The 21,246-nt window shown below is 63.8% G+C and carries 23 protein-coding genes and 1 tRNA gene; 13 read left to right on the forward strand and 11 right to left on the reverse strand.

Features of this window, described 5'->3' with window-relative positions:
* Positions 1–111: 111 nt before the first annotated feature.
* From ampD to C0Z19_RS09505, 3 genes are read right to left on the reverse strand one after another with little or no spacing between them, the layout of a single operon-like run.
* On the reverse strand, positions 112–699 hold the full coding sequence (ampD, locus tag C0Z19_RS09495; protein WP_102609553.1) for a 1,6-anhydro-N-acetylmuramyl-L-alanine amidase AmpD: 588 nt from the start codon (positions 697–699) through the stop codon (positions 112–114).
* Positions 696–1,016, reverse strand: coding sequence for a PP0621 family protein (locus C0Z19_RS09500; protein WP_102609554.1), 321 nt, complete (start codon positions 1,014–1,016; stop codon positions 696–698). The genes ampD and C0Z19_RS09500 overlap by 4 nt, the downstream gene beginning before the upstream one ends.
* A gap of 5 nt (positions 1,017–1,021) precedes the next feature.
* Positions 1,022–1,927, reverse strand: a complete 906-nt coding sequence (locus C0Z19_RS09505) for a cytochrome C assembly family protein (protein ID WP_102609555.1) — start codon at positions 1,925–1,927, stop codon at positions 1,022–1,024.
* Positions 1,928–2,008: 81 nt separating this feature from the next.
* Between C0Z19_RS09505 and ffh the strand changes: the two genes are divergently transcribed.
* A complete protein-coding gene (gene ffh, locus C0Z19_RS09510) occupies positions 2,009–3,376 on the forward strand; it encodes a signal recognition particle protein (protein WP_102609556.1) in 1,368 nt (455 codons plus the stop codon).
* Positions 3,377–3,467: 91 nt separating this feature from the next.
* On the forward strand, positions 3,468–4,019 hold the full coding sequence (locus C0Z19_RS09515; RefSeq protein WP_102609557.1) for a hypoxanthine-guanine phosphoribosyltransferase: 552 nt from the start codon (positions 3,468–3,470) through the stop codon (positions 4,017–4,019).
* Positions 4,020–4,073: 54 nt separating this feature from the next.
* On the opposite strand, the gene C0Z19_RS09520 is transcribed toward C0Z19_RS09515, so the two are convergent.
* Positions 4,074–5,834, reverse strand: a complete 1,761-nt coding sequence (locus tag C0Z19_RS09520) for a proline--tRNA ligase (protein WP_102609558.1) — start codon at positions 5,832–5,834, stop codon at positions 4,074–4,076.
* A 302-nt stretch (positions 5,835–6,136) separates the two neighbouring features.
* Here C0Z19_RS09520 and C0Z19_RS09525 point away from each other — a divergent pair, with 302 nt between their 5' ends.
* Positions 6,137–6,778: an RNA pyrophosphohydrolase gene (locus tag C0Z19_RS09525; RefSeq protein ID WP_102609559.1), complete on the forward strand. Its 642-nt coding sequence runs from the start codon at positions 6,137–6,139 to the stop codon at positions 6,776–6,778.
* Between the two features lie 167 nt (positions 6,779–6,945).
* The gene (locus C0Z19_RS09530; RefSeq protein WP_102609560.1) at positions 6,946–7,500 is read left to right on the forward strand and encodes a CNP1-like family protein; all 555 of its coding nucleotides are present in this window, start codon (positions 6,946–6,948) and stop codon (positions 7,498–7,500) included.
* Between the two features lie 63 nt (positions 7,501–7,563).
* On the opposite strand, the gene proB is transcribed toward C0Z19_RS09530, so the two are convergent.
* The 4 genes from proB to rplU form a co-directional block, all read right to left on the reverse strand.
* Complete coding sequence (proB, locus tag C0Z19_RS09535) at positions 7,564–8,682, reverse strand: glutamate 5-kinase (protein WP_102609561.1); 1,119 nt, start codon at positions 8,680–8,682, stop codon at positions 7,564–7,566.
* A gap of 85 nt (positions 8,683–8,767) precedes the next feature.
* On the reverse strand, positions 8,768–9,874 hold the full coding sequence (gene cgtA / locus C0Z19_RS09540) for an Obg family GTPase CgtA (RefSeq protein ID WP_102609562.1): 1,107 nt from the start codon (positions 9,872–9,874) through the stop codon (positions 8,768–8,770).
* Positions 9,875–10,022: 148 nt separating this feature from the next.
* Entirely contained in the window at positions 10,023–10,286 is a 264-nt protein-coding gene (gene rpmA, locus C0Z19_RS09545) for a 50S ribosomal protein L27 (RefSeq protein ID WP_102609563.1), read from the reverse strand.
* 24 nt (positions 10,287–10,310) lie between these two features.
* Positions 10,311–10,622: a 50S ribosomal protein L21 gene (gene rplU, locus C0Z19_RS09550; protein ID WP_102609564.1), complete on the reverse strand. Its 312-nt coding sequence runs from the start codon at positions 10,620–10,622 to the stop codon at positions 10,311–10,313.
* A 407-nt stretch (positions 10,623–11,029) separates the two neighbouring features.
* Between rplU and C0Z19_RS09555 the strand changes: the two genes are divergently transcribed.
* Both C0Z19_RS09555 and C0Z19_RS09560 read left to right on the forward strand, forming a co-directional pair.
* Entirely contained in the window at positions 11,030–12,022 is a 993-nt protein-coding gene (locus tag C0Z19_RS09555; RefSeq protein ID WP_102609565.1) for a polyprenyl synthetase family protein, read from the forward strand.
* A 40-nt stretch (positions 12,023–12,062) separates the two neighbouring features.
* Positions 12,063–12,139: transfer RNA gene (locus tag C0Z19_RS09560), tRNA-Pro, on the forward strand.
* 143 nt (positions 12,140–12,282) lie between these two features.
* On the opposite strand, the gene C0Z19_RS09565 is transcribed toward C0Z19_RS09560, so the two are convergent.
* Positions 12,283–13,035 carry a class I SAM-dependent methyltransferase gene (locus tag C0Z19_RS09565; RefSeq protein WP_102609566.1) on the reverse strand — a complete coding sequence of 251 codons (753 nt, stop codon included), beginning with the start codon at positions 13,033–13,035 and terminating at the stop codon, positions 12,283–12,285.
* Between the two features lie 176 nt (positions 13,036–13,211).
* Between C0Z19_RS09565 and C0Z19_RS09570 the strand changes: the two genes are divergently transcribed.
* The 7 genes from C0Z19_RS09570 to yacG all read left to right on the forward strand — a co-directional run bounded on the left by C0Z19_RS09570 (position 13,212) and on the right by yacG (position 19,808).
* On the forward strand, positions 13,212–14,507 hold the full coding sequence (locus C0Z19_RS09570; protein ID WP_102609567.1) for an HlyC/CorC family transporter: 1,296 nt from the start codon (positions 13,212–13,214) through the stop codon (positions 14,505–14,507).
* Between the two features lie 103 nt (positions 14,508–14,610).
* Complete coding sequence (locus C0Z19_RS09575; protein ID WP_102609568.1) at positions 14,611–15,828, forward strand: GspE/PulE family protein; 1,218 nt, start codon at positions 14,611–14,613, stop codon at positions 15,826–15,828.
* Positions 15,825–17,096 carry a type II secretion system F family protein gene (locus C0Z19_RS09580; protein WP_102609569.1) on the forward strand — a complete coding sequence of 424 codons (1,272 nt, stop codon included), beginning with the start codon at positions 15,825–15,827 and terminating at the stop codon, positions 17,094–17,096. Before C0Z19_RS09575 ends, C0Z19_RS09580 begins: the two co-directional genes overlap by 4 nt.
* 25 nt (positions 17,097–17,121) lie before the next feature.
* On the forward strand, positions 17,122–18,048 hold the full coding sequence (locus C0Z19_RS09585; protein WP_102609616.1) for a prepilin peptidase: 927 nt from the start codon (positions 17,122–17,124) through the stop codon (positions 18,046–18,048).
* Between the two features lie 4 nt (positions 18,049–18,052).
* Positions 18,053–18,664 (forward strand): dephospho-CoA kinase, encoded by a 612-nt coding sequence (coaE, locus tag C0Z19_RS09590; protein WP_102609570.1) that lies wholly within the window; start codon positions 18,053–18,055, stop codon positions 18,662–18,664.
* 193 nt (positions 18,665–18,857) lie between these two features.
* A complete protein-coding gene (gene zapD / locus C0Z19_RS09595; protein WP_102609571.1) occupies positions 18,858–19,613 on the forward strand; it encodes a cell division protein ZapD in 756 nt (251 codons plus the stop codon).
* 3 nt (positions 19,614–19,616) lie between these two features.
* On the forward strand, positions 19,617–19,808 hold the full coding sequence (yacG, locus tag C0Z19_RS09600; RefSeq protein ID WP_102609572.1) for a DNA gyrase inhibitor YacG: 192 nt from the start codon (positions 19,617–19,619) through the stop codon (positions 19,806–19,808).
* 49 nt (positions 19,809–19,857) lie between these two features.
* Here the strand turns inward: yacG and C0Z19_RS09605 are convergent, their stop codons facing one another.
* Positions 19,858–20,295, reverse strand: a complete 438-nt coding sequence (locus C0Z19_RS09605; protein WP_102609573.1) for an NUDIX domain-containing protein — start codon at positions 20,293–20,295, stop codon at positions 19,858–19,860.
* A complete protein-coding gene (locus C0Z19_RS09610; RefSeq protein WP_102609574.1) occupies positions 20,292–21,161 on the reverse strand; it encodes an ATP-binding protein in 870 nt (289 codons plus the stop codon). Before C0Z19_RS09610 ends, C0Z19_RS09605 begins: the two co-directional genes overlap by 4 nt.
* Positions 21,162–21,246: the final 85 nt, after the last annotated feature.

Genomic DNA, 21,246 nt, shown 5'->3' on the forward strand with positions numbered 1-21,246 from the left:
TTGGGGGTGGGACCTTGACTTTTCATTAAGCGAGTCGGGACAAGGACTTACCCGAAACGCAAGCGGCGCGCGGGTTTGCGGCCTGCGCACCGATCAGCGTCCGGCCTACGGTCAAGGGCGTTGATAGGGGAAATACCGATCGTCGAGCGCGGCGGCGGATTGCGCCCGGACCCAATCGAAGTGCGGCCCCGGATCGGTCTTTCGACCGGGCGCGATGTCGGAATGACCGGCCAACGCTTCGATCGGATAGCGCGCGACGAGCGCACCGACGAGCGCGCCGAGTGCCGCGTATTGCGCGTCTTCGAAGGGTCTTACGTCGGTGCCCTCGAGTTCGATCCCGATCGAGAAGTCATTGCAACGTTCGCGCCCGAAAAAGCTCGACACGCCCGCATGCCACGCGCGCTCGTTGCACGAGACGAATTGCTCGAGCGCGCCGTCGCGGCAGATCACGAAGTGCGAAGACACGCGCAGGCCGCGCAGGTGGGCGTCGAAGTACGGGTGAGCATCGCAGTCGAGGCGGTTGAGGAAGAGATCGGCGATCGCGCCGCCGCCGAACTCTCCCGGCGGCAGACTGATGTTGTGAATGACGATCAGTGTGGGGATGGCGCCGACCGGCCGCGCCTCGACATTCGGCGACGGCAGCACGCGCGCACCGCGCACCCAGCCGTCGTCATCGACGGCAAACGCCATGGCGCTCATCGGCCCTCGCGGCCGCCCGTTCGCGCGGCATAGCGCCGCGCATGCTCGGCGCTGCAGAAGTACTGCGCTCCGGCGAGGATCGAATCGCTCTTCGGTGCATGCACGCCGCAGGCAGCGCAGCGCACCATCGGCTCGGCGAGCTGCCGCGGCTCGGCCCGCGGTTGGGATCGCGCGCTGCCGGTGCCGGCAGCGCCGCTGCGCGGTGCGTCGGCACGCCCTGCTCCACGCATGGCCGCTTGCGTCTGCGCGGCGCGCATCGTCTTCACCAACCAGCGTGCAGCCAACACGAAGACGAAGAGAAGAAGAATCTGTCGCATGAGGATCAAACCACGGGACGATGGAGCAGCACTTCGAACACGAAGCGGCTGCCCACATAGGCGAGAAGCAAGGCGACGAACGACGCGAGCACCCAACGCAGCGCCGCCCGCCCACGCCAGCCCGAGACCTTGCGCGCCGTCAGCAGGCCGCCGAACATCAGCCAGGACAGCACCGCGAAGACGGTCTTGTGATCGAACACGAGGGGACGACCCAGCAACTGCTCGCTGAAGAGCACGCCCGAAATCAGCGTCAGGGTGAGCAGGACGAAGCCGGCGCCGATCAGGCGAAACAGCAGCTTTTCGAGCGTAAGCAGCGGCGGCAACGTATCGAGCCAACTGGCGACCCAGCCATTTCGATCGAGCGCGCCGCTCAACGTGTGCAGACGCCGCTCGGCAAACAGCATCATCAGGGCATGCAGCGCGGCGATCGCGGCCAGCCCGTATGCGATGTTCGCGATGATGAAATGCATCTTGAACAGCGGCGCCGCCGCGTACGGGAGCACCTGCACGCCGCCGAATGCGAGCGGCATCAGCGAAGCGACGCACGCGAAGGGCAGCACAAGCAACCCGAGACTATCGAGCGGAAAGAAAAAGTTCTCGATCCAGTAAATACAGGCGCCCAGCCAGAACATGGCCGACAGCGCGAACGCGAACCCGAAGACCATCGCATCGCGCGGGAAGATCGTCGTATGCAGCAACACCCCGTGGGCGACGATCGCGACGAACAACAGCGCGCGCGGCAGCAGACGCGTGCTGCGCATGCCGCCTGGCAACAACGCATCGCGCGCCGTCGGCACGGGCGGCACGCTGGAAAGCATCGAAGGCGCGCTCTCGATCCGGCGCACGCGCCAGCCGGCCAGGGCCAAGCCGCCGTACAGAAGCGCGGTGAGGGCATACAGTACAATATCCATGTCCCAAGTTTACACTAGGCCGCCCTTCCCGCCCCGCTTGAGCGATCGGCGAGACGCGGCCGCCTTGCCCAACCGCTCCCCATGCTCGACACACTCACCCAACGGATGGCGCGCGTCGTCAAGACGCTGCGCGGCGAAGCCCGCCTCACCGAAGCCAACACGCAGGACATGCTGCGAGAAGTGCGTCTCGCGCTGCTCGAAGCCGACGTCGCGCTGCCAGTCGTGCGCGACTTCGTCGCCAAGGTCAAGGAAAAGGCGCTCGGCGAAGAAGTGTTGCAGAGCCTCTCGCCGGGGCAGGCGCTCGTCAGCGTCGTGCAGCGCGAACTGACGAACATCATCGGCGGCGATTACGAGGGCCAGGCGGCGGAACTGAATCTGGCTGTCGCGCCGCCCGCGGTCATCCTCATGGCGGGCTTGCAGGGCGCCGGTAAAACGACCACCTCGGGCAAACTCGCGAAACTGCTGCGCGAGAAATATAAGAAGAAGGTGCTGACGGTCTCCTGCGACGTCTACCGGCCCGCCGCGATCGCACAGCTCAAGACGGTGACGGAGCAGGTCGGGGCCGATTTCTTCCCCTCCGAGCCCGATCAAAAGCCGGTCGACATCGCGCTGGCCGCGCTCGACTGGGCCAAGCGCCACTACCACGACGTACTCATCGTCGACACGGCCGGCCGTCTGGGCATCGACGAAGCGATGATGCAGGAGATCGCGGCCCTGCATGCCGCGGTGAAGCCGGTGGAAACGCTGTTCGTCGTCGACGCGATGCTCGGTCAGGATGCCGTGAACACGGCCAAAGCATTCAACGACGCGCTACCGCTCACGGGCGTCGTGCTCACGAAGCTCGACGGCGATTCGCGCGGCGGCGCGGCGCTGTCGGTGCGTCACGTGACGGGCAAGCCGATCAAGTTCGTCGGCGTGGCGGAGAAGCTTGACGGGCTCGAGGTGTTCTACCCCGAGCGGATGGCAAACCGCATCCTGGGCATGGGCGACATTCTCGCGCTCGTCGAGGAAGCGCAGCGCAACGTCGACGTCAAAGCCGCGCAAAAGCTCGCCGACAAGGTAAAGAAGGGCGGCGACTTCGACCTCAACGATTTCCGCGCCCAACTGTCGCAGATGAAAAACATGGGCGGTTTGTCCACATTGATGGACAAGCTCCCTGCGCAGTTTCAACAAGCGGCGGCCGGAGCCGACATGGGCCAGGCCGAAAAGCAAATGCGCCGTATGGAGGGCATCATCAACTCCATGACGCCGGCCGAGCGCGCGAAGCCCGAACTGATCAAGGCGACGCGCAAGCGCCGTATCGCGGCCGGCGCAGGGGTGCAGGTGCAGGAAGTGAACCGGATGCTGAACCAGTACGAGCAGATGCGCACCATGATGAAGAAGCTCAAAGGCGGCAACCTGCAAAAGATGATGCGCGGCATGAAGGGCATGCTGCCGGGCATGCGATAAGCGCAGGGTCACTGCCCGCACGGGTTAATGCCGTGGCGCGCACCCGCGCGCCGTTCCACACTATGTATACAGTCACTGCTCGCTGAACGCCATGAATCGCGAAGAAGCTCTCCATATCTTTCAGCATTCCGAGGAGATCGTGTCGGCCTCGGAGGTCAATGCCTCGATCGCGCGCATGGCCGCGGCCATCCGCACCGAAGTGAGCGAGGAATTTCCGTTGCTGTTATCGGTGATGGGCGGGGCAGCCGTCTTTACGGGCATGCTGTTGCCGCACCTCGATTTCCCGCTCGAATTCGACTACATCCACCTGACGCGCTATCGCAACACGACGAAGGGCAGCGCCGATATGCAGTGGCGCGTGGCCCCGGCCGAATCTGTGAAGGACCGCGTCGTACTGGTGCTCGACGACATCCTCGACGAGGGCGAGACGATGGCTGCAATCCGTGACCGCATCCTCGCGATGGGCGCGAAGCGCTTCCTGAGCGCCGTGCTGTGCGAAAAGCAGATTGCGAAACCGAAGCCGCTGCGTCCGGACTTCTGCGGCTTCGAAGTGCCGGATCGCTACGTGTTCGGTTGCGGCATGGATGCGAAAGGCTACTGGCGCAACCTGCCCACGATCCGCGCACTGACCGAAGGGGCGTAAGCCGCGGGTCAGGTCTTGACATGCTGTCCGCCCTGACCAAAATCGTTCTTCAAGTCAGCTTCGCTCAGCGGCCATCTGCTGAGCGCCGAGCGCCGCGCGGATTTTCGCCGTTGCGAATGCCGCCGCTTGCTCGGCCGGCAACAGCGTCGCCTGCTCATCGCGGCGGCCCTGATACTCGACCTTCCCTTCCTTGAGCCCGCGCTCGCCGATCACGAGGCGATGCGGCACGCCGATCAACTCCCAATCGGCGAACATGACGCCAGGACGCTCGCCGCGATCGTCGAGAATGACATCGACGCCCGCTTCGATAAACTGCGCATAGAGCTTGTCCGTCTCGGCGCGCACGCTTTCGCTGCGGTCGTATCCCATCGGGCACAGGACGACTTCGAACGGCGCGATGGCTTCGGGCCAGATGATGCCGCGCTCGTCGAAGTTCTGCTCGATGGCGGCGCCCAGAATCCGCGTCACGCCAATGCCGTAGCAGCCCATCACCATCGGCTGCGGCTTGCCTGTTTCGTCGAGGAACGTCGCGCCCATCGCATCGGAATACTTCGTGCCAAGCTGGAACACGTGGCCGACTTCGATGCCGCGGCAGATTTCGATCGTGCCCTTGCCGTCGGGCGAGGGGTCGCCGGGGCGGACATTGCGGATATCGGCGACGACGGGCTCGGGCAGATCGCGCCCCCAGTTCACGCCGGTCGTGTGATAGTCGATTTCGTTCGAGCCGACGACGAAGTCGCTCATGTTCGCGACCGTGCGGTCGGCGACCACCTTCACGGGCTTCTTCGTGCCGATCGGCCCGAGATATCCCGGCGGCGTGCCGAACCATTCGACGATCTCCGCCTCCGTGGCGAAACGGAAACCGGCGAGCCCCGGCAGCTTGCCGACCTTGACCTCATTCAGATCGTGATCGCCGCGCAGCATCAACAACCAGACCGTCGGCTCGGCGCCTTCGTTGTCGGTTGCCAGGATGATCGACTTGATCGTCCGCTCGAGCGGAATGTTCAGGTACTCGGCGACGGCCTCGCACTTGGCCTTGCCGGGCGTGGCCGTCTTTTGCATCGCTTCGCGCGGCGCGGCGCGCTCGGCGTAGAGCGGCAGAGCTTCCGCCGCCTCGATGTTGGCGGCGAAATCGGAAGTCGGGCAGTAGGCGATGTCATCTTCACCCGTCGACGCGATCACGTGAAACTCCTGCGAGCGATTGCCGCCGATGGCGCCGCTATCGGCCGCGACGGCGCGAAACTCGAGGCCGATCCGCGTGAAAATCCGCACGTAGGCGTCGAACATCTTCTGATACGACTCTTGCAGGCCGGCCTGGTCCTTGTCGAACGAGTACGCGTCTTTCATCGTGAACTCGCGGCCGCGCATCACGCCGAAGCGCGGGCGAATCTCATCGCGGAACTTCGTCTGAATCTGATAGAAGTTCACGGGCATCTGCCGATAGCTCTTGATCTGATTGCGCGCGATGTCGGTGACGACTTCTTCGTGGGTCGGCCCAAGAACGAAATCGCTCTGCCTGCGATCTTTGAAACGCAGCAACTCCGGCCCGTATTGCTCCCAGCGACCCGACTCCTGCCATAGTTCGGCCGGCTGCACGGTCGGCATCAGGAGTTCGAGCGCGCCCGCGCGATTCATCTCCTCGCGCACGATCGCCTCGACCTTGCGAATCGAGCGCAAGCCCACCGGCAGATAGCTGTAGACGCCACCAGCCACGCGCCGGATCATGCCCGCGCGCAGCATCAACTTGTGGCTGACGACTTCCGCGTCAGCAGGAGCTTCCTTCAGGGTGCCGATAAAAAAACGGGTGGCTTTCATTCAACAATTTTCCAAAAGCGGCAGCCCGCAGCGAGCCGCCGGGAGAGGGGAACGAGTGATTTTGGGACATCGACGAGAAGCGCCGCCGCACAAGCGCAACAGCCCAACCCAAGCGCGCGCTGCCGGTTCTGCTCAGCCTCGAACATTACACCAGCGCAGTGCGGCGCGATTCGTCAGACAAGCGAACGGCAGCACCGGGCATGATTGATGCCCCGCCCGGACCTCTTCTGGTGCATGCCGATGCCAAAGGCTCGTTATCTGTTTATAATCAAAGCAATTTTAAAGGATTCGAAGGTGGTTGTATGCTGGATCGCGAAGGCTTTCGCCCGAACGTCGGCATCATCCTCTTGAACGCGCACAACGAGGTGTTTTGGGGCAAGCGGCTGCGTGAACATTCCTGGCAGTTTCCGCAAGGGGGCATCAAGTATGGCGAGACCCCATTGCAAGCGATGTATCGGGAGTTACACGAAGAAACCGGCTTGCGTCCGGAGCACGTCAAGATCATCGGTCGCACGCGCGACTGGTTGCGTTATGAGGTGCCCGACAAGTTCATCAAGCGCGAAGTACGCGGCCACTACCGCGGCCAGAAACAGATCTGGTTCCTGCTTCGGATGGTTGGCCGCGACTGCGACATCTGCCTGCGCGCCACCGATCACCCGGAATTCGACGCGTGGCGCTGGAACGAGTACTGGGTGCCACTCGATGCTGTGATCGAGTTCAAGCGGGATGTCTATCAGTTGGCGTTGACGGAACTGTCGCGGTTCTTGCGGCGCGCCGTGCCGCGGACCGATAAGCCGCGCGGCCCGCCGCATCATGGGCATCGGTACCCGCGCATGTCGCCTTCGGCGCAATTGCCGGATGCGGACGGCGAGCTCCTCCAAGCGCCCAACGGTAATGCCGAAACGTCGCCCTGCTCCGCGTCAATTCTGATCCTGCCAGACTAAACGGCGCCTTCGCCGCATGGGCTCGCAGGCTGCCCGGTTGCATTTGCTCAGGGAAGCGCCGGATCGCTGCGCTTGTCCGATGCGCTCACGCGCGGCGCTCACAGGCCGCGCGCGGGCGCTATCATGCGAGTCTTCGACTCTTTGCGCCCCATCTCGAGGTATTCACATTGAAAGCGATTGTTCTTGCGCTGACCTGCCTGGCCGGCGGCGCCATCCTTGCCGGCTGCTCGCACATGCCCGCCAATCCGAAAGACGACAGCACGTTTCAGTACCTGCTCGATCGCAAGTCGGAATGGGCTGAAAACAAGGTGGAGACGCTCCCCCCCTTGCCGCATGAGCAAGACCTGATCGCATTCGACGTCTCGCAAAATACGCCGCTAAAGTTCTCGATCGACGCCAAGTCGCTCAGCGTCGGTTCGGATGGTGTCGTGCGTTACACGGTGGTGATTACGAGCCCGAGCGGCGCACACAACGTCAATTACGAAGGGATTCGCTGCGAGACCTACGATTGGCGCCTTTATGCGGGACTGAACGCCGATCACGACGGCTGGGACCGGACGGTCGCGAACGACTGGATGCGCATCGAGAACGGCAACCTCAATGCCTATCAGGCGTCGCTGTATCAGGATTACTTCTGCGCGAACAAGGCGCCCACCGGGACGGCCAAGTGGATCGTCGACAATCTGCGTCACCATCGGATCGCGACGTCGCTCGTTCGCTAAAGTGCGTTTGAAGCGCGGGGCCGCTCCGTCGGGCGGCCCCGTGCGGCCGCTCGGAGGGCGCCCTCAAACGACGACGAGATTGTCGCGGTGGATCAGTTCCGGCTCGAGCATGTAGCCGAGAATCGGTTCGATATCCATGCTCGCGTGCCGGGCGATCCGTTTTGTCTCCGCACTGCTGTAATTGGTGAGCCCGCGTGCGACTTCACGCCCTGCCGTATTCATGCATGCAATGACCTCGCCGCGTGCGAACGCGCCTTGGACATCGACCACGCCAATTGGCAGAAGGCTCTTGCCGCCAACCGTCACTTTTTCGACCGCGCCATCGTCGATCACGACGTGCCCCCGCACCTGCAGATGGTCGGCCATCCATTGCTTGCGGGCCGCAAGGCGCGCCGTGCGCGCGACGAGTTGCGTGCCGATCGCCTCGCCCGTCGCAAGCCGCGTGAGCACTTCAGGCTCGCGGCCGCTCGCAACGATCGTGTTCGCCCCGCTGCCGGCCGCGCGCTTGGCGGCGAGTATTTTCGTGAGCATGCCGCCGCGACCGATGGCGGAGCCGGCGCCGCCGGCCATCGCCTCGAGTTCGGGCGCGCCCGCGTCCGCCTCGCGCACGAGCTGCGCCGATGGGTCCTTGCGGGGATCCGCCGTAAACAAACCCTGCTGGTCGGTCAGGATGATCAACGCATCGCCTTCGATCAGGTTCGCGACCAACGCCCCGAGCGTATCGTTGTCGCCGAATTTGATCTCATCGGTGACAACCGTATCGTTCTCGTTGATGATGGGCACGACGCCCAGGCGCAGCAGCGTCAGCAGCGTCGAGCGCGCGTTCAGATAACGCTCGCGATCGGCCAGGTCCGCATGCGTGAGCAGAATCTGCGCCGTGCGAATGCCATATTGCGCAAAGCGGCTTTCGTAGACCTGGGCAAGCCCCATTTGGCCTACCGCGGCCGCCGCCTGCAGTTCGTCGATCTCGCGCGGGCGTTTGCTCCACCCGAGACGCTGCATGCCCTCGGCGATCGCCCCCGAGCTGACCAGCACGACTTCTTTGCCGCGCTCGCGCAACTGAGCGATTTGCGAGGCCCAGCGGCCAATCGCCACCTCGTCGAGCCCGCGCCCCTCGTTCGTGACGAGACTCGATCCCACCTTGACAACCAAACGCTTCGAATCGGCGATGACAGAGCGCATCGTGCGAAAGTCTCCCTCAGTGATCGGTGAGCCCGCCGTCAGGCGGCGGCGGACGCCGGCCATCCGGCGCCCATTCGGCAAGCGGTCAGGCCTTCGGGGCGTCGTTCTCGCCTGTCGGCGGTTCATCCCGGAAGCGGACATCGGCCGCGTGATCCTCCGCGCGCTCTGCGCGGTGAGCGTCGGAGTGCTCGACCAGATAATCGAAGACCGCGTAACAGAGATTCTCGCAACCGAGTCCGGTCAAGGCCGAAATCTGGAAAACCGGGCCGTCCCATTCGAAGCGTTCGACGAAATCGGCTACGCGGGCTTCCCGGTCCTCTTCTGCGACCATATCGAGCTTGTTGAGCACCAGCCAGCGCGGCTTTTGATAGAGCGCCTCATCGTATTTGCGCAACTCGGCGACGATCGCCTTCGCTTCGGCAACGGGATCGACGCTCTCGTCGAACGGCGCCAGGTCGACGAGATGCAGCAGCAACCCGGTGCGTTGCAGGTGACGTAAGAACTGATGACCGAGACCCGCGCCCTCAGCGGCCCCTTCGATGAGACCGGGAATATCGGCGATGACGAAGCTTTTGCTCGGCCCTACCCGCACCACGCCGAGATTCGGCGCGAGCGTCGTAAACGGATAATCGGCGATCTTCGGCTTGGCATTGGAGACCGACGAGATGAACGTGGATTTGCCGGCATTCGGCATGCCGAGCAAGCCGACGTCGGCCAACACCTTCAACTCGAGTCGCAACATACGGCGTTCGCCGGGCTTGCCTTCCGTCTTCTGCCGCGGCGCACGGTTCGTACTCGATTTGAAGTGCAGATTGCCGAGGCCGCCCGCCCCGCCCTTGGCGATGAGAACGGTCTGCTCGTGCTCGGTCAGATCGGCGATGAGTTCGCCGGTATCCATATCGTTGATGACCGTGCCCACGGGCATGCGCAGAACGATATCGTCGCCGCCCTTGCCGTAGCAGTCGGAACCACGGCCGTTTTCGCCGTTGCGTGCCTGGTGCTTCTTCGCGTACCGATAATCGATCAGTGTGTTGATATTGCGGTCCGCGACCGCATAAACGCTGCCGCCACGACCGCCGTCGCCGCCGTCGGGGCCGCCGAACGGAACGAATTTCTCGCGGCGCATCGACGCGCTGCCGTCGCCGCCGTCGCCGGCGATTACCTCGATCCGCGCTTCGTCAATGAACTTCATCTATCGCTCCGTCCCGTACTTTCCCGATATTTTGCCGCTGGCACCGCGCCCGCACCATGGGGGCGCGAAAAATCCGAGCACAGAAGAAAAAAGGCCCCGCCAACCACGCGGGGCCTTCTTACTCTGTCGCTCCCGTGTCTGATCGATGTCAGACCGCAGCCGGGACGACGGTAACCGTGTGCTTCTTGTCGGCGCCCTTCGTCGTGAACTTCACGTGGCCGTCCGTCAATGCGAACAGGGTGTGATCCTTGCCCATGCCGACGTTATCGCCAGCATGCATGCGCGTGCCGCGTTGACGCACGATGATGCCGCCCGCGTTGATCGCTTGGCCGCCGTACACCTTGACGCCCAGGCGCTTCGACTCGGAGTCGCGGCCGTTGCGGGAAGACCCGCCTGCTTTTTTGTGTGCCATCTGATTGCTCCTTAACCGGTGCGCTTACGCGTTGATCGCGTCGATGCGCAGTTCGGTGTAGTTCTGGCGATGACCAGCATGCTTCTGGTAGTGCTTCCGGCGACGCATCTTGAAGATCGTCACTTTGGCATGCCGCCCATGCGATACGACGGTAGCCTTGACGGAAGCCCCACTGACCAGCGGCGTACCGAACTGAATCGATTCGCCTTCGCCTACCGCGAGAACCTGGTCGAGCGTGATTTCAGCGTCAATGTCTGCCGGTATCTGTTCTACTTTCAATTTTTCGCCGACAGCAACCTTATACTGCTTGCCGCCGGTTTTTATGACCGCGTACATTGTTGAGAACCTCACTCTGAGTGCGCCCGCTTGCGCGGCCGCTTTTCAAACAAACCTACCTACGGCGGCCTTCGCCACCCGCGCTCAGCTTGTTCGCTTGCTTTTTTCGCGCTTTTTTGCGCCTTTCTCCACGCACCGTGCGTGAAAACGCGTGATTATACATAGAGTTAGCCGCGCAGTCAAAGCGCTTTGCCGCCCCGCTTTGCAAGGTCGCTTCGCCGCCCCCAAGCCCCCCGCAGGTAATTCTGGTTCCGGGCAACGATTCGCCCCTTCCGGCGCCCTGCTGTCCAGAGTCGACGCGCCCGCGTGCCGGGGCCTCCCGCGCACGTACCACACCGAGCGGAGGCAGCCGCCTCTGGAAGCCCCATAACCCTTTATAATCCGCGGCACCACCCAATTTTTTGATCATGTCGTCGACCGCCACCTCCTCCCCCAGCGCCGCCAACCTGCTCGCTCCCATCTCGGAAGACATGGAGCAGGTCAATCGCGTCATCCGGCAACGTTTGGCCTCCGAGGTGATGCTCATCAATCAGATCTCGGAATACATCATCGGTGCGGGCGGCAAGCGGCTGCGCCCCGCGTTGTTGCTCCTCGTGGCGGGCGCGCTCGGCGATACGACAGGCCACCGGCACGAGCTCGCGGCGATCGTCGAGTTCATTCATACGGCAACGCTGCTGCACGACGACGTCGTCGACGAGTCGGATCTACGGCGCGGCCGGAAAACGGCCAACGCGCTGTTCGGCAATGCGGCGAGCGTTCTCGTCGGCGATTTCCTCTATTCGCGCTCGTTCCAGATGATGGTCGGCATCGGCAAGATGCGCGTCATGGAAATTCTTGCTGAAGCGACGAACATCATCTCCGAAGGCGAGGTGCTGCAGCTTCTGAACATGCACGACGCCGATGTCGACGAAGCGCGGTACATGCAGGTCATTCGCTACAAGACGGCCAAGCTGTTCGAGGCGGCCGCGCAGCTCGGTGCCGTGATCTCGGGCGTCGATGCGCCGACGGAAGCGGCTGCTGCGGAATTCGGCCGCCGCATCGGCACGGCATTCCAGATCATGGACGATTGGCTCGACTACACCGGCACCGCCGAATCGATGGGCAAGAACGCCGGCGACGATCTGCGCGAAGGCAAACCCACGCTGCCGCTCATCTATCTGATCGAACGCGGCACTCCGGAGCAATCGGCGCTCGCGCGCGAGGCCATCGAACAAGGTGGCACCGACCGTTTCGAGACGATCTTCGAGGCAATCACGCGCTCGGGCGCGCTCGACCACACGCTCGAATGCGCCAAGCGCGAGGCGCAAGCCGCCGCCGAAGCGATTTCTTCGTTCCCGGATTCCATTTACAAAGAAAGCCTGCTAGAATTATGTTTTTACTCGACGGCGCGGCAGTCTTGAACGAGACTGATCGGTTGATCGAGTCCAAGTAGTTCAGATTCGGGGTGTAGCTTAGCCTGGTAGAGCGCTACGTTCGGGACGTAGAGGCCGGAGGTTCGAATCCTCTCACCCCGACCAGAATTCTCCTTGGTTCATTGCGAATCAGGATCGAAATAAAACAAAAAACCGTCCGGCTTGCCGGGCGGTTTTTTGTTTTGGGCAACGGGTTTTGCGCGCGAGCTCAACCGCCTGTAATGGCCGGTTCAGCCGAACACAGCAACCTACGCGACGACCCCCACCTTGATCGTCAACGGCCACGCGACCCTACGGCAACTGCCGGGTTCGCCCCACGCCTGCGTGAAAGCTTCACGCATCGCCTCGACGGGATCGTTGCCTGTCGCCCGGCGGTACGATGCGACGGCCGACCAGCTTTCCATGTACCCCAGCAAGCGAGGCATATCCCACGACACCGCGAGCACCGCATCGGGTGCCTCCATCGTTTCGAACGGAAAAGGGATATCGGCGTAGCCGGTTTCGACATGCCTGCGTTCGGCGGCCCAATACGGCCCGACGCGGTCCCGATAGAGTTCCCAGACGAGCGCATCGAGCTCGGGACTGATCGTACAGACGTTGTACGACAGCACGGCCAGCAGCGCGCGCGGTTTCGAAACGCGCCGCACTTCCTCATAGAAGCGATCGGCGTCGAACCAGTGAAGCGCCTGAGCAACGAAGGTCAGATCGACGCTCGCATCGTCGATTGATACGGCTTCCGCGGGCTCGCGCCGGTAATCGACATTCGGCAATTCCGGGGCATGCGACAGTTGCCCGGCATTGATATCCGTGGCGATGACGCGCTCGAAGCACTGTGCCAGGTCACGTGTCGCCTGCCCCGAGCCACAGCCACAGTCCCAGGCCAGCGCCGTCGCGGGGCTGCGCTCCGCCAGCCACGCAAAGAGGGCTCGGTCGTATGTCGGGCGGTTGGCGCTGTACGCGTCCGATTGCGCCGAAAAAAGATGTTCGAAGCGATGTTCCATCGGCGACACGCCCCCTCGGGAAAAAACCTCGTTCGATTATCGGAGCCGAGTGCATTCGACCGCAATAGGCGCTTTCTCATCTATCCGGCGCCCCGCCGGTTCGACCGCGCCCGCGGCGGCCGAACGCGCTCTGCTATATTCTTGCCATCCCTTTTCATCCCCATCCGGCACGACGCGTGGATCAAATTCCCTTGTGGGCGCAAATCGGCGCCGTCTTCGTCCTCCTTCTCTGCTCCGGCTTTTTCTCGATCTCGGAGACGTCGATGATGGCGCTCAACCGCCATCGGCTGAAGTACCTTGCGGGCAAGGGCGCATTCGGCGCGCGCACGACGCAGGGCCTCCTGGCGCGACCCGATCAACTGCTTGGCGTTGTCCTGATCGGCAACAACCTGCTGAACACAATCATTCCGGTACTGACGACATCGATTGCACTGCGTACGTTCGGGCGCGATAACCTCGTCCTGTCGGTCGCGACGGGCATCGTGGCGTTCCTCATCATCGTCTTCGCGGAAATCACGCCGAAGATCGTCGGCGCAACGTATCCGGAGAAGATCGCTCTGCCCGCCAGCGTTCTCATCGCACCGCTGATGCGCCTTCTCAAACCCGTCGTCTGGTTCGTCAATCTGTTCTCGAACACGATCCTGCTTGCGCTGCGCATCAACACCAAAGGCGGCCGCGACCAGCGGCTCAGCACCGAAGAGCTGCGCGCGATCGTGCTGGAATCGGGCAGCTTCATGCCCACCAAGCACCGCAGCATCCTCTTGAACCTGTTCGATCTGGAAAACATCTCCGTCGATGACGTCATGATTCCGCGCCGCCGGATCGAGTCGCTCGACTTCGACGCGCCGTTCGAGGACATCCTGCATCAGCTCGAAACGTGCTACCACAACAAGCTGATCGTCTATCAAGGGGACATCGATCGCGTGCTCGGCGTCCTGCACGTGCGCAAGACGCTGGCCGCCCTCCATAAGCAGGAACTGACGCGAGAAACGCTGCAAGCGCTGCTGACCGATCCGTATTTCGTGCCGTCGGGCACGCCCGTGTTCCAGCAACTTCAATACTTTCAGGAAACGCGGCAACGGACGGCGCTCGTCGTCAACGAGTACGGCGAACTGGAAGGGCTCGTCACGCCCGAAGACATTCTCGAAGAGCTGATCGGCGAGTTCACGACGTCGATTCCGCGCAGCGCGGGTTCGCGTACGGGCTGGACCGAGGGCGGCGAATGCATCGTCGCCGGCAGCATGCCGCTGCGCGAACTGAATCGCTGGCTGCAACTCACGCTGCCGACCGACGGCCCCAAAACGCTGAACGGCCTCATCCTCGAAACCCTCGCGGAAATCCCCGAAGGAGACGTCTGCCTGCAGATCGGCGACGTGCAACTCGAAGTGCTGCAAAGCGACGACCAAGCCGTGCGGACGGTCAAGCTCTTCAAACCGCGCCCGCGCGCGACCGCCAAAGCTCCGCAGGCATAGCGCGCCAAGGTCGGCTTCGTTGGCCGACCGGCCAAATGGCGCGCCGTCCGCGCCCGAGCGATGATCGCCGTATCGCTTTTCGACGGCGCCATGCCGGTTGTCGATGTCTACCTCTCCGTCGTTTTCACCACTCGTCGCTACGCAGTTGCCCGACGAGGGCCCCGCTGCCCGGCTGTTCGCGCAAACGCTCGACCAAGCGGCCCGACGCGCAGCCTCGGATATTCACGTCGAGCCCAGCGAGCACAGCTGGCGCATTCGGCTGCGAGTGGACGGCACACTGCATGAGCTGCCAAGTCCTCCCGCGCACCTGCGCGATGCATTCGTCACCCGGGTGAAGGTGCTCGCACGTCTGGATATTGCGGAACGACGCGTGCCGCAAGACGGCCGCCTGCGGCTTGCCGTGGCGCCCGGCAAGGTCGAGGACTATCGGGTCAGCGCGCTGCCGACCGTGCATGGCGAAAAGCTTGTGCTGCGTCGTCTCGAAGCGCTACCAGCCGACTTGTCGCTCGCGTCCCTGGGCTTCGATGCAGCGCAAACGCCGCTCGTCGAAGCGGCCGTACAGGCGCCGCATGGACTCATCCTCGTGACGGGGCCCACCGGCAGCGGCAAGACGCTTTCGCTCTACGCGTTCCTGCAAATGCTCAATCAAGGCTCTCGCAACATCTGCACCGTCGAAGACCCGGCGGAAATCGAGCTTGCAGGCGTCAATCAGGTCAGCGTGCGCGAGAAGGCGGGACTGACGTTCGCAACCGCATTGCGCGCGCTGCTTCGCCAAGATCCCGATGTCATCATGATCGGCGAGATTCGCGACGCCGAAACGGCCGACGTCGCGCTGAAGGCGGCGCAAACCGGGCACCTCGTGTTGTCGACGCTGCACACGAACGACGCGCCTGGCGCAATTGCACGCCTGATCCACATCGGCGTGGCACCGTACAACCTCGCAGCGGCATTGCGTCTGATCACGGCGCAGCGGCTTCTTCGTCGGCTGTGCGCGCATTGTCGAACGCCGGCAGAACGCCCCTGCTTGGCGTCGATCGTGCCTACACCCACGGGCCAGCCCTCTGCCGCCTGGACACCGTACGCGGCTCGGGGGTGTCCGGCTTGTCACGGCGTCGGGTACCGGGGGCGCATCGGCATTCACGAAGTCATGCCCGCATCCCGGAGCCTCTGCGAGCTGATCGGCGCTGGCGCAAGCATGCAGGCCATCAGGCGCCAGGCGCGAGCCGAGGGCGCCGCATCGCTGCGCGAAGCCGCGCTCGCGCGTGTACGCGAGGGCCTGACCAGCGTGGCAGAAGCCCTCGCCGCGACGGACGACGCATGAATGCCATCGCACCGGCATCGGAAGGGCGCGCGCCAGCGTCCGTCCAATCGGGCGACTGCCCCGCCGCTTCGGCGCTCGATGATCGTCGCTTTCACTGGCGCGGCGTCACAGGCGAGGGCAGGCATCGAAGCGGCCGGCTCACCGCCCCCGACGCGGCAACGGCAAGCGCGCTGCTGCGCGCAGATGGCATCGTCGCGGCGGAACTCGACGAACGCGGGTTGGCCAAGCCCGCGCGCACAACGGCGCGCGAAGTGACAGCGTTCACACGGCAACTCGCCACCTTGCTGAGCGCGGGGCTCGCACTCGTGCAGGCGCTCGAACTGCTTGCGCGGTCTTCGTCGAACAGCGCCGTGCCGCGCGTCGCACTAGGCCTCGCTCGCCGCATCTCGGCCGGTCAACATTTCTCCGAGGCACTCTCGGCTTATCCGATGCAGTTCGACCGGCTCTACTGCGAGCTCGCAGCTATCGGCGAAGCCACGAGTACGCTGGCGAGCGCGCTCGCGCGGCTCGCCGATCAGCGCGAACGCGCCGCCGCCCAGCGCGCCAAGCTTCGCGCCGCGCTCGCCTACCCGTGCGCGGTGCTGTTGCTCGCCCTGGGCGTCACGGCGGCGCTGCTCGGGTTCGTCGTGCCTACGTTCGAGCAGGTGTTCGAGGGGTTCGGCGCAGCACTGCCTGCTCCCACTCGTGCGGTCATGGCGCTCTCCGACTTTATGCTGCGCTGGGGCCTGTTGCTGTTCGCCGTATCGGCTGCCAGCGCGCTCGTCGTCGCACGTCTCGTCCGCCACTGGCCACGTGCGCGCGCCGTACGCGATCGTCTGATGCTCGCAGTGCCCGTGGTCGGGCCGCTGGCGCGCGCTATCGCCGCGGCCCGCTGGTCGCGCGCATTGGGCACGCTGCTCGCGGCCGGTACGCCGCTCGCCGATGCCCTCGGCGCACTCGCGCACGTCGCCGGCAATACTGTCTTCGACGCGGCGAACGCGCAGATCGAGGCTCGGCTGCGGCGCGGCGAAGGACTCGCCTGCGCCATGCGGGCGGTCGGCTGCTTTCCCGCGGCGCTCGTCGAGCCGTTGGCAATCGCGGAGGAATCGAGCGCACTCGATGCCATGCTGCCCGATTGCGCGGCGCTCGCTGAGCGCGCGGTCGACGAGAAACTCGCACTCGCGTCAGCGTGTGCCGAGCCGATCGTCGTGCTCGTGCTCGGGCTCGCAATCGGCTCTCTCGTCGTCGCGCTTTATCTGCCAGTCATCGAACTGGGCAACGTGGTGTAGCATGCCCCCCATTCGCCATTCGGCCATGATCACGACTCCATCCGTGTACGCTCCACTTATCAGCGATCCATTCTCGCGACTGTCCCTGGGCATCGGCGCCACGTTCGGCGGACTGCCGCACGCCTGGCAATTCGCCTTCGCGATCGTGTTCGGGCTGGTGATCGGCAGCTTCGTCAACGTCGTAGCGCATCGGCTGCCGATCATGCTCGAGCGCGCCTGGCGTCTCGAGATCGGCGAAGCCACTGGCGAGCCGGCGCCCGCGGACGAACTGCCGGCCCGCTACAACCTCTGCGTGCCGGGCAGCGCTTGTCCGCACTGCGGCCATACGCTGCGCGTCCATGAAAACATCCCCGTGCTCAGCTACCTACTGCTGCGCGGCCGATGCTCGGCGTGCGGGGCGCGCATCAGCGCTCTCTATCCGCTGGTCGAACTCGCGAGCGCCGCATTGGCGGCAGGGACGCTCGCGGCCTTCGGCCCGACCGGTACAAGCCTGGCCGCCTTCGGCCTTACCGCGACTTTGCTGGCGATGAGCGCAATCGATGCTCAGACCCGGCTGTTGCCCGATTCGCTCACGCTCCCGCTCTTGTGGGCAGGGCTCATCGTCAATTTCGACGATACCTTTGCAACGCTGCACGCGGCCGTCGCCGGTGCGATCGCCGGATACGTGTTTCTGTGGTCCATCTACTGGCTGTTCCGGTTCGCACGCGGGGTCGAGGGGATGGGCTACGGCGACTTCAAGCTGCTTGCGGCACTCGGCGCGTGGCTTGGATGGGCTGCGCTGCCGCAAATCGTGCTCATCGCCGCCGTGACGGGCGCGCTCGCCGGCCTTATCGCGATGTGGTCAGGTCGTCTCCGGTTCGACGAGCCGCTGCCGTTCGGTCCCTTTCTCGCGCTCGGCGGAGCAGTGACGCTGTTTAGCGGCGCCTCGGGCTTTCATCTGCTGGGAGGCTGACGACATGTTCGCCGTGGGGCTCACAGGAGGGATCGGCAGCGGCAAGACGACCGTTGCCGATCTGTTCGCCACGCACGGCGTCGCGATCGTCGACACCGACGTCATCGCGCATCGCATCACGGCGCCTGGGGGCGCCGCCATGCCGCTGATCGCGCAGGCGTTCGGCCCTCAATTCGTCGCACCGGACGGCTCGCTCGATCGTGCCAGGATGCGGGCGCTCGTGTTTTCCGACGATGCGGCCAGAGCGCGACTCGAGGCGATCACGCATCCGCTCATTCGCGCAGAGACCGAACGCGAGCGCGAGGCGTCGGCCGGCCCATACGTGGTGATCGTCGTGCCGCTGCTCGTCGAATCGGGCACGTGGAAGTCGCGCGTCGAACGCGTACTTGTGGTCGATTGCAGCGTCGAGACGCAGATCGCCCGCGTCATGCGGCGAAACGCGTTCTCGCGCGAGCAGGTGCTGGCGATCATCGCGCGGCAAGCCACTCGCGATGAGCGGCTCGCCGCAGCGGACGATGTCATCGTCAACGACAACGCGCCGCTCGAACAATTGACGCAGCAGGTACAACGCTTGCACCAACGCTATCTGGCGCTTGCAGGGGCGGGCCGCGCATGAATGGTCACCTGCGCAACGCGCACCGAAACCCTCGATGTGGAATTGTCGGCCGGAATAAGCCTGCCCGTTCCCCAAAATCGTCGTTTCGTACGAAAAGCAGTAAAAAGTGCCCGATTCCGCGATTGCCGGGGGCAATCCACGGCATTAGAATGTCCTGCAATCCCACCACCCACGACGTCAGGGGCGAGCCCGCTTGATTCTTTACGAGTATCCGTTCAACGAGCGAATTCGCACGCTGTTGCGTCTCGAAGATCTTTTCGAGCGCTTCACCTTCTTTTTGAATCAAGACGACGCGAGGGAACATCACGTCGCGCTCACGACACTGTTCGAAATTGCCGAAGTGACGGGGCGGGCGGATCTGAAATCCGATTTGATGAAAGAGCTCGAGCGGCAGCGGCAGACGCTCGCGCCGTTCCGCGGCAATCCGGGCATCGAACAAAATGCGCTCGAAGCCGTCCTTGGCGAAATCGAGCAGACGCTTGCCGGTTTGGCGCAGATGCAGGGCAAGACGGGCCAGCATCTGTCGGACAACGAATGGCTGGCCAGCATCCGCAGCCGCGCAATCATCCCAGGCGGCACCTGCGAGTTCGATCTACCATCGTACTATGCTTGGCAGCAGTTGCATCCCGATCAACGTCGGCAGGATATCGCCAAGTGGATCACCCCGCTGCTGCCGCTGCGTGACGCCGCCTCGATTGTGTTACGGCTCGCGCGCGAATCGGGCCAGGCTTCCAAAGTCATGGCCATGCAAGGCAGCTACCAACAGATGCTGTCGGGCCGCACCTATCAGTTGATGCAAGTGCGCATCTCTCCCGAGTTGCGCGTGATCCCCGAGGCAAGCGCCAACAAATACATGCTTTGGGTGCGCTTCACGGTACAGGATGGCGATCTGCGTCCGCGGGCCGTCGATGTCGACGTGCCGTTCCAATTGACGCTTTGCAGCCTTTGAACAATGGTTACCGTCGTCAAATGCCCGACCTGCGGCAAAGATGTCCGTTGGACACCCGAAAATCGCTTTCGGCCGTTTTGCTCCGAACGTTGCAAGCAGGTCGATCTGGGCGCGTGGGCGAGTGAGAAATACCGGATCGGCGGCGCCGACGAAGAGCCGCCGTCGGATGACGACAAGCACGGCGATCTGAATTGATCTGATCCTGCGGGCGTCGAATGCAAGGCCGGGCGGTGCCGAGCCGGCCTCAATCCGCCGCGAGCAGGTCCAGCACCGGGATGGCAGCGGGCAACAACGGCGCAACCCGCACCGGCAGGTGCTCCCAGCTGAACGCCTGGCCCTCTTTGCCATGGGGCTCGCCGGTCCACGCCGTCACCTTGCAGAAGTACAGCCGTACGTACGCGTGCGGATAATCATGCTCGAGCGTGTGCCAGCGGTGGCAGGCGGTGATGACGACGCCAAGTTCCTCATGCAACTCTCGGGCAAGCGCGGCTTCGACTGTCTCGCCGGGCTCGAGTTTGCCGCCAGGAAACTCCCAGTAACCTTCGTACGGTTTACCGGCAGGCCGCTGTGCGAGCAGGTAGCGTCCATCGGACTGCACCATGACGCCGACGGCGACCTCTGTCACGGGTCGGCCCGTCGGTGAGCGATCGACCGCTTGCACGTCGTTTTGAGCCGCCGTCATGCTTGCGCCCTACGGCCAGACCAGTCGCGGGCGAATTGCCATGCCACGCGACCCGAACGCGACCCGCGTTCGAGCGCCCAGACGAGCGCATCGCCGCGAGCGCTGGCGATATTGTCGTCGCTGCAGCCGAAATGCCGGAGCCAGTGGCCGACGATCGTCAGGTAGTCGTCTTGCTTGAACGGGTAGAAGCTCACCCAGAGCCCGAACCGCTCCGAGAGCGAAATCTTTTCTTCGACGACTTCGCCCGGATGGATTTCACCGTCCGACGTGTGCTTGTACGTCTCGTTGTCGCTCATGTACTCGGGCAACAAATGGCGCCGATTCGACGTCGCGTAAATGAGGATGTTGTCGGATTGCGCCGAGACGGAGCCGTCGAGCGCGACCTTCAATGCCTTGTAGCCCGACTCCCCCTCTTCGAACGACAGATCGTCGCAAAACACGATGAACCGCTCGGGCCGCGAGGCGATGAGCTCTGTGATGTCGCCGAGATCGTGCAGGTCGTCTTTGTCGACTTCGATCAGGCGCAGGCCGTTTTTCGAATATGCATTGAGGCACGCCTTGATCAGCGACGACTTTCCCGTCCCGCGCGCACCGGTCAGCAGCACGTTATTGGCGGGCTGGTTATTCACGAACTGCCGCGTGTTCTGTTCGATCAAGCCCTTTTGACGGTCGATGTTTTGCAAGTCCGCCAGCGTGATCGAGGAAATAGCCGGGACCGGCTGCAGATAGCCACGCCCTTGGCGCTTGCGCCAACGAAAGGCCACGGAGGCAGACCAGTCGACGTTCGGCGCAGCCGGCGGCAGCACCGCTTCGAGACGGCCGAGCAGCGCTTCGGCGCGGGTCAGAAACTGTTCGAGTTTGTCCATGAACGATGGGGAGCGTGGTGCGCCACATCACACGGTGCGGCGCGTTCGTGGAAGACAGAAAGCGCGGCGGGCCGCCCTGACGCGG

The sequence above is a fragment of the Trinickia soli genome, from assembly GCF_002879855.1.
In the GTDB taxonomy this organism is placed as follows: Bacteria; Pseudomonadota; Gammaproteobacteria; order Burkholderiales; family Burkholderiaceae; genus Trinickia; species Trinickia soli.

Coding starts and splice junctions, on each gene's coding strand:
- ampD (WP_102609553.1), bottom strand. CDS start 699: ATGAGCGCCATGGCGTTTGCCGTCGATGACGACGGCTGGGTGCGCGGT.
- C0Z19_RS09500 (WP_102609554.1), bottom strand. CDS start 1,016: ATGCGACAGATTCTTCTTCTCTTCGTCTTCGTGTTGGCTGCACGCTGG.
- C0Z19_RS09505 (WP_102609555.1), bottom strand. CDS start 1,927: ATGGATATTGTACTGTATGCCCTCACCGCGCTTCTGTACGGCGGCTTG.
- ffh (WP_102609556.1), top strand. CDS start 2,009: ATGCTCGACACACTCACCCAACGGATGGCGCGCGTCGTCAAGACGCTG.
- C0Z19_RS09515 (WP_102609557.1), top strand. CDS start 3,468: ATGAATCGCGAAGAAGCTCTCCATATCTTTCAGCATTCCGAGGAGATC.
- C0Z19_RS09520 (WP_102609558.1), bottom strand. CDS start 5,834: ATGAAAGCCACCCGTTTTTTTATCGGCACCCTGAAGGAAGCTCCTGCT.
- C0Z19_RS09525 (WP_102609559.1), top strand. CDS start 6,137: ATGCTGGATCGCGAAGGCTTTCGCCCGAACGTCGGCATCATCCTCTTG.
- proB (WP_102609561.1), bottom strand. CDS start 8,682: ATGCGCTCTGTCATCGCCGATTCGAAGCGTTTGGTTGTCAAGGTGGGA.
- cgtA (WP_102609562.1), bottom strand. CDS start 9,874: ATGAAGTTCATTGACGAAGCGCGGATCGAGGTAATCGCCGGCGACGGC.
- rpmA (WP_102609563.1), bottom strand. CDS start 10,286: ATGGCACACAAAAAAGCAGGCGGGTCTTCCCGCAACGGCCGCGACTCC.
- rplU (WP_102609564.1), bottom strand. CDS start 10,622: ATGTACGCGGTCATAAAAACCGGCGGCAAGCAGTATAAGGTTGCTGTC.
- C0Z19_RS09555 (WP_102609565.1), top strand. CDS start 11,030: ATGTCGTCGACCGCCACCTCCTCCCCCAGCGCCGCCAACCTGCTCGCT.
- C0Z19_RS09565 (WP_102609566.1), bottom strand. CDS start 13,035: ATGGAACATCGCTTCGAACATCTTTTTTCGGCGCAATCGGACGCGTAC.
- C0Z19_RS09575 (WP_102609568.1), top strand. CDS start 14,611: ATGTCTACCTCTCCGTCGTTTTCACCACTCGTCGCTACGCAGTTGCCC.
- C0Z19_RS09580 (WP_102609569.1), top strand. CDS start 15,825: ATGAATGCCATCGCACCGGCATCGGAAGGGCGCGCGCCAGCGTCCGTC.
- C0Z19_RS09585 (WP_102609616.1), top strand. CDS start 17,122: ATGATCACGACTCCATCCGTGTACGCTCCACTTATCAGCGATCCATTC.
- coaE (WP_102609570.1), top strand. CDS start 18,053: ATGTTCGCCGTGGGGCTCACAGGAGGGATCGGCAGCGGCAAGACGACC.
- yacG (WP_102609572.1), top strand. CDS start 19,617: ATGGTTACCGTCGTCAAATGCCCGACCTGCGGCAAAGATGTCCGTTGG.
- C0Z19_RS09605 (WP_102609573.1), bottom strand. CDS start 20,295: ATGACGGCGGCTCAAAACGACGTGCAAGCGGTCGATCGCTCACCGACG.
- C0Z19_RS09610 (WP_102609574.1), bottom strand. CDS start 21,161: ATGGACAAACTCGAACAGTTTCTGACCCGCGCCGAAGCGCTGCTCGGC.